The sequence below is a fragment of the Sulfitobacter sp. 1A13353 genome (assembly GCF_043557255.1).
In the GTDB taxonomy this organism is placed as follows: domain Bacteria; phylum Pseudomonadota; class Alphaproteobacteria; order Rhodobacterales; family Rhodobacteraceae; genus Sulfitobacter; species Sulfitobacter faviae.
Genome location: NZ_JBIFFS010000006.1, coordinates 120,888 through 134,650, shown reverse-complemented (window position 1 = coordinate 134,650; position 13,763 = coordinate 120,888). Strand labels below are relative to the sequence as shown.

The window sequence follows — 13,763 nt, the reverse complement described above, 5'->3', positions numbered from 1 at the left end:
CGTCTCACCCCTATTGCTGGCAGTTTGAACAAAGCTTCCCCGCGCCACCTGCTGACGCAAGCGGCCCGAAAACGATTAAAACGCTGGTTCTATACTCTGTCCCCGCCGCCGAAGCGCCCCGTTGCGTTAACCACAACATATTGTGGCGCTTTACTTGACCCCCACAAACTGACGTAGATCGCACTAATTGGTCAACGGTTTTTTTCGGAATTATTTCGGGGCGGGTAGTTGACCGAAGCCCCCCGATTTGCCCCGCGCCCTACCCCAGTGATTCAGCCTCAGGATATCCCCAAAGATACCCGCAAGCCCGATTGGTGGGCGGCTTTGAAATAATCCATTGCCGGGGCCGGGTTAGCGGAGGTGTTTGAGAGATTGGTTGAATTCATCCACAGCCCAAGACCACCCGCCGGGCGACAGGCCGCCGCAAGTGAACCCTGTGCCACGATCACCCGGCCCAAGCCCCCTGCCCCATGTCCGCGTCAAGAACCGCGGCAGAATCATCACGATCTTGGCGCGCACAGGCGCAAACCTGCCAATACGGCGGCGGTAGCTACTATATCTTGTGCAGAATGAGGATAGAACAACGGGCGCGCCTCAACCAAAGCGGGAAGCGCTACATCAGCGATGTTAGAAGAAAGTGGTCGGAGCGAGAGGATTCGAACCTCCGACCCCCTGTACCCAAAACAGGTGCGCTACCAGGCTGCGCCACGCTCCGACTGGGGCTTCTTTAGCCATAAGCCCGCCAATTGAAAAGCCCCGATTGACCTTAAAATCGGAAAATCCGCGAAGTCTTTAGCAGGGCCAAGCCGGAGCGTTGCTGGCAAAGGCCGGATGGCGGATTTCGCTGCCTTCGGTGATGCCGAGGCGTTTTGACAAGCCGCCGTTAATCTCCAGCACCGACAGCAGATCGTCGCCGCCCGGGATCGGTGTTTCGTCAAGCGGTTTGGCGGAGTGATGAATCTTCTGCACCACACCCCTTTCGTCGATGAACAGCAAGTCCAGCGGGATCAACGTGTTGCGCATCCAGAAATTCAGGGGCTGAGGTCTTTCGTAGATAAAGAGCATGCCCGCGCTCAGCGGCAGCGAACGGCGGTGCATCAGCCCCTTGGCGCGTTCCGCCGTGTCATCGGCCACTTCGACAGAGAAGCGGGCCTTCCCCCACTCCCCGCGGAGCGTCACAGAATCGATACGGCAAACCTCGGCCACCGCCGCGCCGGTCAGCAGCAGGCCAGCCAGTGCCGCCCCTGACATATACCTTGCCAGTCGCCCGACCTTTAGCCGTCTATCACCGCGTCCCATGAGCTTACCTCCGCCGCCAGATGGCCCCGATCGCCAACAATCACACGCATGGCAAGTGCTTCGCCCGGTTGCAAATCACAAAGTCCGGATTGGCGCAGCACGTCGATATGCAAAAACACATCTTCCGCGCAGCCAAAGACATTTGCAAACCCGAATCCCTTGGCCTTGTCGAACCATTTGACACGGGCGGGCTCAAACTCGGCGGTGGCCAGCTGCTCAGGGTCGAAACCGGCGAATTCCACCACGGCGGCGGGCAATTCACTGGGCGCCTCTACGGAAAGCACTTCGACCGCCTGCGCCCCGCGCTCGGTCTGTTGGACGCGCACCGCCACCCGCGCTCCATCCGCGACAGAGCTTTGGCCGTAATTGCGCAGGACATTGACGTGCAGCAGGATGTCCGCCCCGCCCGCATCCGCAACGACAAAGCCGAAGCCCTTGACCGGGTCGAACCATTTGACCACGCCTTCGAGAGGGTCATCTATCGCCGCTGGTTCCGCTTGGGTTTCAGACACATCTTTCATGGGGTATCGCGCCGTCAGATCAGGGGTTGAGCCGGGTCACGGCCCAGGGTGCCGCGACATCTGCGCGCCGCCATTGGAAACGGTCATGCAGGCGAAACTCGCCATCGGCCCAGAATTCGATTTCCAGCGGGGTGATCCGGTAGCCGCCCCAGAACGGGGGACGCTCAGGGTTCACCCCCTTCTGCGCGGTCACCTTGGCCACCTCGGCCATCAGCGCACCTCGGCCCGAGAGCGGCTGCGATTGGCGCGAGGCCCAAGCCCCCAGACGGCTTTTGAGCGAGCGCGAGGCGTAATAGGCATCGGCCTGCGGCCCGTCCTCTCGGCTGATCAAGCCGCGCACCCGCAGCTGGCGGCGCAGGGATTTCCAATGCATGACAAAGGCCGCCTTGCCCGCGACGTCAAGTTCCTGCGCCTTCTGGCTTTCGTAATTGGTATAAAAGACAAAAGCCTCCGGCTCGATCTCTTTTAGCAGCACCATGCGGGCGTTGGGCAGCCCTTGCGAATCTACCGTGCTGAGCGCGATGGCATTGGGATCATTAGGCTCGGTCGCCTCTGCTTCGGAAAGCCAACGCTGCGCAATTGCAAAGGGATCATCCCCCGCAAAAATACCAGTCCGCGTCTCCATTCGGCATCTCCTTCAGAGTGCTTTGCCTGTCACCGGTTCTACGCCGGGGTCCGATCTCTTCGGTATGGCATTTGTTAACAATCGGCAACTCAAAGGACAACCTCACCCGATTTCCGACAGTTAGCCGCCGATCTTATGGCAATTCTCGGGGGTGAAGGCGCCTGTGCAGTCTTGATGGTAGCGCTGCAATCGCCTAGACCAAGACAACCTCAACGGAACATAGACAAAAACATAGACAAGGCGGCGGAATGGGAAACGAACTGATGCAGGGCAAGCGCGGGCTCATCATGGGGCTGGCGAATGACAAATCCATCGCATGGGGCGTGGCCAAGGCACTGGCCGATGCGGGGGCGGAGCTTGCTTTTTCCTACCAAGGCGAAGCGCTGAAGAAACGCGTAGGCCCGCTGGCCGAGCAGCTTGGCAGCGACATCGTTCTGCCCTGCGACGTGGGCGATGAAGCGTCGATTGATGCGTTGTTCGAGAGCCTGAAAGAACGCTGGGGTGAGTTGGATTTCATCGTGCACGCCATCGGCTTTTCCGACAAGGGCGAGCTGCGCGGCCGCTATGTTGACACCAGCCGCGGCAATTTCGCCATGTCGATGGACATCTCCGTCTACTCCTTCACCGCCGTGATGCAGCGCGCCGAGAAGATGATGTCGCCCGGGGCAAGCGCGCTGACGCTCACCTACTACGGCGCCGAGAAGGTGATGCCGCATTACAATGTCATGGGCGTGGCCAAGGCGGCGCTGGAAGCGAGCGTAAAATACCTCGCCGAAGATCTGGGCAAGGACGGCATCCGCGTCAACGCGATCTCGGCGGGGCCGATCAAGACGCTGGCGGCTTCCGGCATCGGCGACTTCCGCTACATCATGAAATGGAACGAGTATAACTCGCCCCTGCGCCGCAACGTCACCACCGAGGACGTGGGCAAGGCCGCGCTGTTCCTGCTGTCGGATCTGGGCAGCGGCACCACGGGCGAGAACCTGCATGTGGACGCGGGCTATCACGTCGTCGGCATGAAGGCGGTTGACGCGCCCGACATGTCCAAGGAATAAGCCGCCCAAATTAATTCGCGCGGGTGCCCGCGCCAGCTGCTGCAAAGGACCACCATGACCAAATCCAAGGACGCCTCGCGCCTGCCCCATGAAAAGGGCTTTCACATCTCCTGGGATCAGATCCACCGCGACAGCCGCGCGCTGGCCTGGCGGCTGGATGGTCTGGGCCCCGACGATGGCGCTTGGCGTGCGGTGGTGGCGATCACCCGCGGCGGCATGGCGCCCGCGATGATCGTCGCGCGCGAACTCGACATCCGCACCGTCGATACGATCTCGGTCATGTCGTACCACTCGGGCGGCGGCGCCGCCGACCAACGCCGCGAGGCGAAGGTGTTGAAATCCCCCGATGCCGAGATGATGGGCGACGGCACTGGCATCCTGATCGTCGATGACCTCGTCGACAGCGGCAAGACCATCGAACTGGTGCGCGAACTTTACCCCCAGGCCCATTTCGCCACCGTCTATGCCAAGCCCGAGGGCGAGCCGCAGGTCGATACTTTCATCACCGGCGTAAGTCAGGACACATGGATTTTCTTCCCGTGGGACATGGCCCTGCAATACGTCGAACCCTACCGCGGCAAGGACTGACCGGCCCCGCGCCACCTGCCCTGCCTCTATCTGACCGGATACCCCCATGACGCTTCCGCGCACCGCCACCACTTTCTTTCCTCCGGTGATGGAGGCGCGGCGTTGGCTCGACGGGGTCGACTTCCCGCCCGACCGACCGCTGATCAATGTCAGCCAAGCCGCGCCCGTCGATCCGCCCCCCGAAGGGCTGCGCCGGGCGATGGCCGAGGTCACGCTGAACAACGATGAGGCGCATCTCTACGGGCCGGTGCTGGGCCTGCCGGAGCTGCGCGCCGAACTGGCGCGGCAGACGGCAGAGAAATACGCGGGCGTGGTGACCGACGAACAGGTCTGCATCACCTCCGGCTGCAACCAGGCTTTCGCCGCCGCCATCGCCACGCTCTGCGGCGAGGGTGACGAGGTCATCATCCCGACGCCCTGGTACTTCAATCACAAGATGTGGCTTGACATGAGCGGCGTCACCGCGGTGCCACTGCCCGTCGAGGCCGACATGCTGCCCGACCCCGAGAAGGCCGGGGCATCCATCACCCCGCGCACCCGTGCCATCGCGCTGGTCACGCCGAACAATCCCGGCGGCGTGGAGTATCCCGCCGCCCTCGTCCAGGAATTCTTCGAACTGGCCCGCCGCCACGGCATCGCGTTTATCCTTGACGAGACCTACCGCGATTTTCACAGCCGCCCCGGCCCGCCACACGCGCTGTTCCGCGACCCCGATTGGCATGACACGCTCATCCACCTCTATTCCTTCTCCAAGGCCTACCGCCTGACCGGCCACCGCGTCGGCGCGCTGATCGCCAGCCGCGCACGGCTGGCCGAGGTCGAGAAATTCCTCGACACTGTCGCCATCTGCCCCGCGCAGATCGGCCAGCACGGCGCGCTTTGGGGGATGCAGAACCTCAGCGCATGGCTTGCCGAAGAACGCGAGGAAATCCTCGCCCGCCGCGCCGCCATTGCCGACCTGATGCCCCGGCTTGAACCGCTGGGCTGGGAGCTTCTGGGGCTGGGTGGCTACTTCGCCTATATGCGCCAGCCTTTCAGCGTCTCTTCGGCTGATCTGGCGCGCGATCTGGTGCGCGACGCTGGCGTGCTCTGCCTGCCCGGCACGATGTTCCAGCCCGAGGGCGACGCCCGCGGCGAAAGCCAGCTGCGCATCGCCTTTGCCAACCTCGACGCCGCCGGTCTGAAGGTGCTTTTCGACAGGCTTGCAGCCCTGCCACGCAACGCATAGACAGGTCCGAAATCAACGAGGGACCGTGTCATGGCCAAAAAGGGCTTCAGCTTTTCGAAAACCGCCGTCTGGGCCTTGATGGCCCTTTTGATCTTGGGTCTGGGCGGCTTTGGCGCGATCAACCTCAGTGGCAATCTGCGCAGCATCGGCACCGTCGGCGACAAGTCGATCTCGGTCGATCAATATGCCCGCCAGTTGCAGCAGGAAATCCGCGCGATCGAAGCGCAAACGGGGGAGAGCCTGCCCTTCGCCCGCGCCCAAGAGATGGGGCTAGACCGCGCCGTGCTGCAACGGATCGTGCGCAACCGCGCGTTGGACCACGAAGCCGACGAAATGGGCATCTCCATCGGTGACGCCACCCTGCGCGATGAGATCGTGGCAATCTCGGCCTTCCAAGGGATCGACGGCAACTTTGACCGCGAAGGCTATCGCTTTGCCCTTCAGCAAAGCGGGATGAGCGAGGCCGAGTTCGAACGCTCGATCCGCGAAGAAGCCGCGCGTGGCCTGCTCCAACGCGCCATTCTGGGCGGCGTCTCAATGCCCGACACCTATGCCCGCACCCTGGTCGACTATGTCGCCGAAGAGCGCAGCTTCACTTGGGCCCGGCTGAGCGAGGATGACCTCGACGCGCCCCTGCCCGCCGCCACCGAAGACGAATTGCGCGCCTATTACGACGCCAACACCGACGACTTCATGCTGCCCGCCAGCAAAAGCATCACCTACGCTTGGCTCGCTCCCGAAGACCTGCTGGACGAAGTCGAAGTGCCCGAAGAAGAGCTGCGGGCCGAATATGACGCCCGCAGCGACGAATACGACCAGCCCGAGCGGCGTTTGGTCGAACGTCTGGTCTTTGCCGATCAGGAGGCCGCAGACCGCGCCGCCGCAGCGCTTGAGGTCGACGGCACCACTTTCGAGGCGCTGGTCGAAGAGCGCGGCCTGGCCTTGGCGGATGTCGATCTCGGCGATGTCGCGAAATCCGACCTTGATGATGCAGGCGATGCGGTCTTTGCCGCCGAAAGCGGTGATATCGTAGGCCCGCTGGCCAGCTCGCTCGGGCCGGCCCTGTTCCGCGTAAACGCCATCCTCCCCGCGCAGCATGTGCCTTTCGAAGAGGCCCGTGACGTGCTGGAAGAGACCCTCGCCATCTCCCGCGCCACCCGTGCCGTCGAAGCCCGCGCGCAAGAGATTGACGACCAGCTTGCCGGGGGTGCCACGCTCGAAGACTTGGCCAAAGAGACCAAGATGCGCCTTGGCACCATCGACTGGACCCAAGACAGCAGCGAGGGCATCGCCGCCTATGGTGCCTTCCGCGAGGCCGCAGCGGGGCTGAGCGCGAATGACTTCCCGCAGATCGATCAACTCGAAGACGGCGGCATCTTTGCCATGCGGCTGGATGAGACCAAAGAGGCGCGTCCCGAACCTTTCGAAGAGGCCCGCGACGCCGTTGAGACCGCATGGCGCAACGCCCAAATTGTCGAGGCGCTGACCGAAAAGGCCGAGAGCCTGACCGAGACGCTGGCCGAAGAAGGGGGTTTTGAGGCCGCCGGTCTTTCGCCTCAGCTTGGCGAAGGCCTGACCCGCAGCTCCTATGTCGACGGCACGCCCGACGACTTCATGGATCAGGTCTTTGACCTCGACGAAGGCGGTGTGGCCGTCCTGCCTGCGGGCGATAGCGTCGTGGTTCTGCGCCTTGATGCCGTGACACCGGCGGGCGAAGACGACCAGACCCAAGCGCTGATGGACCGCCTTTCGCAGCAGTTGGATCAGGCGCTGGCCCAAGGTCTTTTCGATATCTACAGCAATGCCGTCATGCGCGACGCCGATCCCCAGATCGACCAGCGCGCGATCAATGCCGTGCATGTGAACTTTCCCTGATAGGCAATTTTGATGGCCCTGACCCCGGATTTCGATAGTTTCGCCCGCGCCTATGAGGCGGGCGAGAATCAGATCGTCTACACCCGCCTTGCCGCCGATCTCGACACGCCTGTGTCCTTGATGTTGAAACTCACCGGCGCGGCGGAGAATGCTTTTGTGCTGGAATCCGTCACCGGCGGCGATGTGCGCGGGCGGTATTCGATCATTGGCATGAAGCCCGATCTGATCTGGCGCTGCCGGGGCAAGACCTCCGCACTCAACCGTGCGGCGCGCTATGATGCCGATGCCTTTGAGGATATGCCCGGTGACCCGCTCGACCGTCTGCGCGACGTGATCGCGGAATCGCGGATCACCCTGCCCGACGATCTGCCGCAAGCCGCCGCCGGGCTTTTCGGCTACCTCGGCTATGACATGATCCGGCTGGTGGAACATCTGCCCAATGTGAACCCCGACCCTCTGGGCCTGCCCGATGCCGTGATGGTGCGCCCTTCGGTCGTCGCTGTGCTCGACGGGGTCAAAGGCGAGGTCACCATTGTCTCCCCCGCTTGGGTGTCCGAAGGTCAAACCGCTCGCGCGGCCTATGCCCAAGCCGCCGAGCGGGTGATGGACGCCGTGCGCGATCTGGAACGCGCCATGCCCCAGACCTCCCGCGATTTGGGAGAGGCCGAAGACGCGCCGGAGCCGGTCAGCAATTTCACCCGCGAGGGCTATAAATCCGCCGTGGAAAAGGCGCGCGACTATATCAAGGCGGGTGACATCTTTCAGGTGGTGCCAAGCCAGCGGTGGGCCCAAGGTTTCACCCAACCGCCCTTCGCGCTCTACCGCAGCCTGCGGCGCACCAACCCCTCGCCCTTCATGTTCTATTTCAACTTTGGCGGCTTCCATGTGGTGGGCGCCAGCCCCGAGATCCTCGTCCGGGTCTTCGGCAACGAAGTGACCATTCGCCCCATCGCAGGCACCCGCAAGCGCGGCGCGACCCCGGAAGAAGATCGCGCGCTAGAAGCCGATTTGCTCAGCGACCCCAAGGAGTTGGCAGAACACCTGATGCTGCTGGATCTGGGCCGCAACGACGTGGGCCGGGTTGCCAAGATCGGCAGCGTGCGCCCGACGGAAGAGTTCATCGTCGAGCGCTACAGCCACGTCATGCACATCGTCTCTAACGTGGTGGGTGAGTTGAAAGAGGGCAAGGATGCGCTCGACGCCTTCTTCGCCGGGATGCCCGCAGGCACCGTCTCGGGCGCGCCAAAGGTCCGCGCGATGGAGATCATAGACGAATTGGAGCCCGAGAAACGTGGCGTCTATGGCGGCGGCGTGGGCTATTTCAGCGCGGGCGGCGACATGGACATGTGTATCGCCTTGCGCACCGCCGTGGTGAAAGACGAGACGCTCTACATCCAAGCAGGCGGCGGCGTGGTCTATGACAGCGACCCCGAGGCCGAATTCATGGAAACCGTGCATAAATCCGGCGCAATCCGCCGCGCGGCTGCGGATGCGTCGCGGTTCGGTGGCAAGGGCAACGGCTGACCATGGCCCCCCGCGCGCCTTTCCAGATCGCGGGGCATTCCGTCGCCCCCGGCAGCAGCCTTGCCGTTGATCTGCCCGTTTCGATCCTGCCGGACCACACGCCGGTGCATCTGTCGCTGGAAATCTTCCACGGCAAACGGCCCGGGCCGACGTTGTTCGTTTCAGCGGCGGTGCATGGGGATGAGGTGATCGGCGTGGAGATCCTGCGCCGCCTGCTGCGCGCGCCGCAGCTTTCGGCCTTGCGCGGCACGCTCATTGTCGTGCCTGTCGTGAACTCCTTCGGCTTCCTGAACCGCTCGCGCTACCTGCCTGACCGGCGTGATCTGAACCGCTGCTTCCCCGGCTCGCCTACCGGCAGCCTCGGCGCGCGCCTGGCGCATATCTTTCTGCAAGAGGTGGTGCTGCGCTGCGACTTCGGCATTGATCTGCATTCGGCGGCGATCCACCGCACGAACCTGCCGCAGGTGCGCGTCTCTCCGGCGGATAAGGTGACCCAGAAAATGGCGCTGGATTTCGGCGCGCCGGTGGTGCTGACCTCCCCCCTGCGCGACGGATCGCTGCGCGCGGTCGCCGCGAAACAAGGCACGCCGATCCTGCTCTACGAGGCGGGCGAAGGGCTGCGCTTTGACGAGATGGCCGTGCGGGCGGGTCTGGCGGGCATCTTGCGGGTCATGCGCGGGCAAGACATGCTGCCCGCCAAGGGCATCGCCCGCGCCCGCAGCGCGCCCTATATCTGCACCGCTTCCCATTGGCTGCGCGCCCCCGCAGGCGGCCTGCTGCGCACCTTCCGGGCCGAGGGGGAAACCGTCGCCGAGGGCGATCTTCTGGCCATCGTCTCGGACCCATTCGGCAAGGAGGAGGCCGAGCTTCTGGCCGATGCGCCCGGCATCCTCATCGGGCGGGCGATGCTGCCCATCGTTAACGAAGGGGATGCAGTCTTTCACCTTGCCAAACTTAGCCCCCGCGCGGCGGAGGCGACGGTGGATGAACTCGCCAGCCAGTTGGAGGAAGACCCGCTCTTCGACGAGGACGAGATCATCTAGCGCCACGGCGCGCACCGCGCGGGGTCACTACTCCTCGCGCAGCAGCACCGCCGAGATTGGGACCAAAGCCACGTCGCTCGCGCGGTCTTGCAGCCCCCAGAGCAACAGGGCGGAGACGGTATCGGGGCGCAGGCGGCCCAGCATGATCACAGCACCCTCCTGCCCCGCTTTGAAGGCCGCTTGATCCAGAAAACGCCGGATCACCCGGGCCGATTGATCCTTGCTGTCGAAGTCACGAAACACCGGATCGGCAGGCACACCCGCCTTGCGCGCCAGCTTGGGCATGGTGTTAAGCCCCTTGTCCTGCGTCACCAGCCCGTGGCCGGATTGCGCGAGGATATCGGTCACCTGATCGGCCAGTGCGCGGCTGCCTTGGAAGCCGCTCTCCGTGCCTTCTAACACCCCCACCACCGGGCCAATCTGGTCGAGCGTGGCGCCAAATGTAGTCTCGGCATCGCTTGGCTGCGCGCCCTGCGGCAGGTCGACCATGGCCAAAACCTCGAACCCAGCCTCGCGGTAGGTTTCCACCCGCGCGGCGGCGTCCGGCAGGGTGCTGTCGACGGCGAAACTCAGCGGATAGGGAAAGCTGCGCAATGCGGCCAACCCGGCGCTGCCAGCGGTGACCGAGGTACCATCGTCGATCAGCACCACGCTCATCAGCGGCTTGCCCTCGGGCAGGTCCACGGCGCGGCTGTTGGCCACCACGGGGCGCGGGTCTTCGTTCACGATTTCGTCAGCTTCAGCGGGTTCTGCCGCCACCTCTGCGCCGGGGCGGTTGATCACGACGCCTGTATCTCGCTCGGTCAGGCTGGTCGCGGGCGTGCCGATGGCCGGGCGGCTGTCTGCTTCGGTTTCAGTGGGCTCTGGAGTTGCTTCGGCAACCTCCGTCTCTTCCAGCGGCGCGGGGCTTGCCCCCTCGATGCTCTCCGGCTCAGGCACCGGGGAAGACAGGTCAGCTTCAGCGGCCTCCGCCTCACCGTCAGGCGCGTCTTCAAGCGCATCGGCTTCAACCTCCGGCTCTCCGATCACGACCTCTTCCGCCGGCAGGGTGATCGCCTCCTCCTCTTCGACCTCCGGCGCTTCCATGCCCAGTGGCGCGTCAAATGCCCCTTCGATATCCGCCACATCCGGCGCGGGCGGCTGCGCGGGTTCGGTGCTGATCGAAAGCTCATCCGCCGCGGGCGGCGCATCCGGCGCTGTGGCCTGCGGATTGGGCATGACAGGCTCTTCCGCGCCAGGGGACATCGGCGTCTGCCCCTCGGGGGCCGCGGGGGTGCTGAGCCCCTCCGCACCGCCGGTCTCAGGCAAGCTGGCCGAGGTCTGCGTGTCGGGGTCGAGCGCGGCGAGGCTATCCTGCTGCGGCACATCGGCGCGCGGCGCGGGGGCATTCAACACCGGCGCGCTATCGCGGCTTCGCGCCCGCTCGCCGGCGTCCGTCACATTGATCCGCGCCGGGGCGGGGCCGGATCCGGGCGCATCGCCCACCTGCGGCGGCAGCGGCAAAGGCATCATCAGCGACACCGCACCGGCCACACCGATGCTTGCCACACCGCCCCAAATCAGCCCGCTCAGAACTCCGCGTGCCATCTGCGCTACTCCTGCTGTCTGCGCCATGGCCAGAAAGCCCGGCGTTCCCCTCAATTGGCTTGCCCCAAACTCTTGACGATGGGGTTCAAGCCTGAACATGTATGCGAAAACCTATACCGCGCTCCGGCGCGGTTTCTCCAGTCCTAATACAAAGAAATGCCTGCCTGTGCTGCTGCTCATCGATAACTACGACAGCTTTACCTATAACTTGGTCCACTATCTGGGCAGCCTCGGGGCGGATGTGCAGGTGCACCGCAACGACGCGCTCAGCGTGGGCGAAGCGATGGCCATGAACCCCGCCGGTATCCTGCTGTCTCCCGGCCCCTGCGACCCCGACCAAGCGGGAATTTGCCTAGAGCTGACCCATGCCGCCGCCGCAGCGCGCGTGCCGCTTCTGGGGGTCTGCCTTGGCCACCAGACCTTGGGCCAAGCCTTCGGCGGTAAGGTCGTGCGCGCGGATGATATCGTGCATGGTAAACTGGGCCAGATGCAGCACGACGGGCGCGGCGTTTTCGCCGGGCTCCCCGCGCCCTTCGGGGCCACGCGCTATCACTCGCTGGTGGTCGAACGCGCGAGCCTGCCCGATTGCCTTGAGATTACCGCAGCGCTTGAAGACGGCACCATCATGGGCCTACAACACCGCGAGTTGCCCCTGCACGGCGTGCAATTCCACCCGGAATCGATCCGGTCCGAGCATGGCCACGCCCTGCTGCAAAACTTCCTGAACGAGATGAAGGTCCCGGCATGAGTAGCGCGCTGAAACCCCTGCTTGATGCCGCCGCGAACGGGCCGCTGACCTCGGATCAGGCCGTTGAAGCCTTTGAAATTCTGTTCGAGGGCGAAGCGACCCCCAGCCAGATCGGCGGGTTCCTCATGGCGCTGCGCACGCGCGGCGAAACGGTCACCGAATATGCCGCCGCGGCGCAGGTCATGCGCAGCAAATGCAACGCCGTCCGCGCGCCCGAAGGCGCGATCGACATCGTTGGCACCGGCGGTGACGGCAAGGGTACGCTGAACATCTCGACCGCCGCCGCCTTCGTGGCCGCAGGCGCAGGCGCTGTCGTGGCGAAACATGGAAACCGCAACCTCAGTTCGAAATCCGGCGCTTCCGACGCGCTGTCGCAACTGGGGATCAACGTCATGGTCGGCCCCGCGGTGGTCGAGCGTGAATTGGCCGAGGCAGGCATCGGTTTCATGATGGCGCCCATGCATCACCCTGCCGTCGCCCATGTCATGCCGACCCGGTCCGAACTTGGCACCCGCACGATTTTTAACATCCTCGGGCCACTGACTAATCCGGCAGGGGTCAAACGGCAGCTGACCGGCGCCTATACCCGCGATCTGATTGAACCGATGGCGCTGACACTCAAGCAGCTCGGTTCGGAAAAAGCATGGCTGGTGCATGGCTCCGATGGCACGGATGAGCTGACCATCACCGGTGTCAGCTGGGTCGCAGCACTGGAAGACGGTGTCGTCAACCTGCGCGAATTGCACCCCGAAGACGCGGGCCTGCCGGTCCATCCGTTCGAAGCCATCGCCGGGGGTGAGCCCGCCGAAAACACCAAACATTTCAAGGCGCTCCTTGACGGAGTTCCATCAGGCTACCGCGACGCGGTGTTGCTGAACGCGGCCTCTGCTTTGGTGGTGGCCGATGTGGCCCCGGATCTGAAAACCGGCGTCGAGATGGCCCGCGAAAGCATCGACAGCGGCGCGGCGCGTGAGCGGATCGAGAAAGTGGCGCGGATCAGCCAGTCGGCATGACGCTACCCAGCCTCACCGCCCTTGGCGCATGGGCCGAGCTGCCCTTTTTTGCCGAGGATTGGCCGCGTATCGCCGAACAGCTTGCCGCGGATACGAGGGTGGTCCTACCGCCCGCCCCGCAGATATTCGCCGCACTTGAGCATCTGCAACCATCGGCTGTGGAGGTGGTGATCCTTGGCCAAGACCCCTATCCGACACCCGGCCACGCCCATGGCTATGCCTTTTCGGCCGAGCCGGATGTGCGCCCCATTCCCCGCTCCCTTGTTAATATATTCAATGAGTTAGACGCCGATCTTGGCGCATCACCGCAAGACCCAGACCTGCGGTTCTGGGCCGATCAAGGGGTTCTGCTGCTTAACAGCGTGCTGACCGTTCCGGCGGGCTGCGCACATGGGCACGCCAGGCTCGGATGGCAAAGGTTAACCGCTCAGGTGCTCAACCGTCTTTCTGATCGCCCCCGCGCCTACCTGCTTTGGGGGGCGCATGCGCAAAAGGCGGCGGCAGAGGTCGATCCGGCGCGCAACCTGAAGATAGAGACGCCGCACCCTTCACCGCTGTCAGCAAGGCGCGGCTTCTTCGGCTCACGCCCCTTCAGCCGCGTGAATGACTGGTTGCAGGGCCAAGGCAAGCCCGGCATACATTGGACAAAGCCGTGAG

At 64.1% G+C, this 13,763-nt stretch carries 13 protein-coding genes and 1 tRNA gene; 9 read left to right on the top strand and 5 right to left on the bottom strand.

Annotated features, from left to right (window positions below):
* Positions 1–638: 638 nt before the first annotated feature.
* The 4 genes from ACGYLO_RS15210 to pdxH all read right to left on the bottom strand — a co-directional run bounded on the left by ACGYLO_RS15210 (position 639) and on the right by pdxH (position 2,445).
* Positions 639–715 (bottom strand) — tRNA-Pro (locus ACGYLO_RS15210).
* Between the two features lie 77 nt (positions 716–792).
* A complete protein-coding gene (locus ACGYLO_RS15205; RefSeq protein WP_271689962.1) occupies positions 793–1,251 on the bottom strand; it encodes a DUF192 domain-containing protein in 459 nt (152 codons plus the stop codon).
* A gap of 23 nt (positions 1,252–1,274) precedes the next feature.
* On the bottom strand, positions 1,275–1,820 hold the full coding sequence (locus tag ACGYLO_RS15200) for a cold shock domain-containing protein (protein ID WP_197470812.1): 546 nt from the start codon (positions 1,818–1,820) through the stop codon (positions 1,275–1,277).
* A gap of 19 nt (positions 1,821–1,839) precedes the next feature.
* The gene (pdxH, locus tag ACGYLO_RS15195; RefSeq protein ID WP_271687142.1) at positions 1,840–2,445 is read right to left on the bottom strand and encodes a pyridoxamine 5'-phosphate oxidase; all 606 of its coding nucleotides are present in this window, start codon (positions 2,443–2,445) and stop codon (positions 1,840–1,842) included.
* Positions 2,446–2,693: 248 nt separating this feature from the next.
* On the opposite strand from pdxH, the gene fabI reads away from it, so the two are divergent.
* From fabI to ACGYLO_RS15165, 6 genes are read left to right on the top strand one after another with little or no spacing between them, the layout of a single operon-like run.
* On the top strand, positions 2,694–3,500 hold the full coding sequence (fabI, locus tag ACGYLO_RS15190; RefSeq protein WP_067261594.1) for an enoyl-ACP reductase FabI: 807 nt from the start codon (positions 2,694–2,696) through the stop codon (positions 3,498–3,500).
* 54 nt (positions 3,501–3,554) lie between these two features.
* The gene (gene gpt, locus ACGYLO_RS15185; protein WP_067261592.1) at positions 3,555–4,088 is read left to right on the top strand and encodes a xanthine phosphoribosyltransferase; all 534 of its coding nucleotides are present in this window, start codon (positions 3,555–3,557) and stop codon (positions 4,086–4,088) included.
* 46 nt (positions 4,089–4,134) lie between these two features.
* A complete protein-coding gene (locus tag ACGYLO_RS15180) occupies positions 4,135–5,316 on the top strand; it encodes an aminotransferase (RefSeq protein ID WP_271687140.1) in 1,182 nt (393 codons plus the stop codon).
* Between the two features lie 30 nt (positions 5,317–5,346).
* Entirely contained in the window at positions 5,347–7,191 is a 1,845-nt protein-coding gene (locus ACGYLO_RS15175; protein WP_271687139.1) for a peptidyl-prolyl cis-trans isomerase, read from the top strand.
* Between the two features lie 12 nt (positions 7,192–7,203).
* Complete coding sequence (gene trpE / locus ACGYLO_RS15170; RefSeq protein WP_209217679.1) at positions 7,204–8,715, top strand: anthranilate synthase component I; 1,512 nt, start codon at positions 7,204–7,206, stop codon at positions 8,713–8,715.
* Positions 8,716–8,717: 2 nt separating this feature from the next.
* Positions 8,718–9,758 carry a succinylglutamate desuccinylase/aspartoacylase family protein gene (locus ACGYLO_RS15165; RefSeq protein WP_271687138.1) on the top strand — a complete coding sequence of 347 codons (1,041 nt, stop codon included), beginning with the start codon at positions 8,718–8,720 and terminating at the stop codon, positions 9,756–9,758.
* A gap of 27 nt (positions 9,759–9,785) precedes the next feature.
* Here ACGYLO_RS15165 and ACGYLO_RS15160 read toward each other — a convergent pair whose 3' ends face one another.
* Positions 9,786–11,345 (bottom strand): polysaccharide deacteylase family 2 protein, encoded by a 1,560-nt coding sequence (locus ACGYLO_RS15160; protein WP_271687137.1) that lies wholly within the window; start codon positions 11,343–11,345, stop codon positions 9,786–9,788.
* A gap of 166 nt (positions 11,346–11,511) precedes the next feature.
* On the opposite strand from ACGYLO_RS15160, the gene ACGYLO_RS15155 reads away from it, so the two are divergent.
* The 3 genes from ACGYLO_RS15155 to ACGYLO_RS15145 are packed head-to-tail and all read left to right on the top strand — an operon-like array spanning position 11,512 to position 13,762.
* A complete protein-coding gene (locus ACGYLO_RS15155) occupies positions 11,512–12,093 on the top strand; it encodes an aminodeoxychorismate/anthranilate synthase component II (RefSeq protein ID WP_271687136.1) in 582 nt (193 codons plus the stop codon).
* On the top strand, positions 12,090–13,106 hold the full coding sequence (trpD, locus tag ACGYLO_RS15150) for an anthranilate phosphoribosyltransferase (protein WP_271687135.1): 1,017 nt from the start codon (positions 12,090–12,092) through the stop codon (positions 13,104–13,106). The genes ACGYLO_RS15155 and trpD overlap by 4 nt, the downstream gene beginning before the upstream one ends.
* The gene (locus tag ACGYLO_RS15145) at positions 13,103–13,762 is read left to right on the top strand and encodes a uracil-DNA glycosylase (RefSeq protein WP_271687134.1); all 660 of its coding nucleotides are present in this window, start codon (positions 13,103–13,105) and stop codon (positions 13,760–13,762) included. The genes trpD and ACGYLO_RS15145 overlap by 4 nt, the downstream gene beginning before the upstream one ends.
* The last annotated feature ends 1 nt before the right edge of the window (position 13,763 follow it).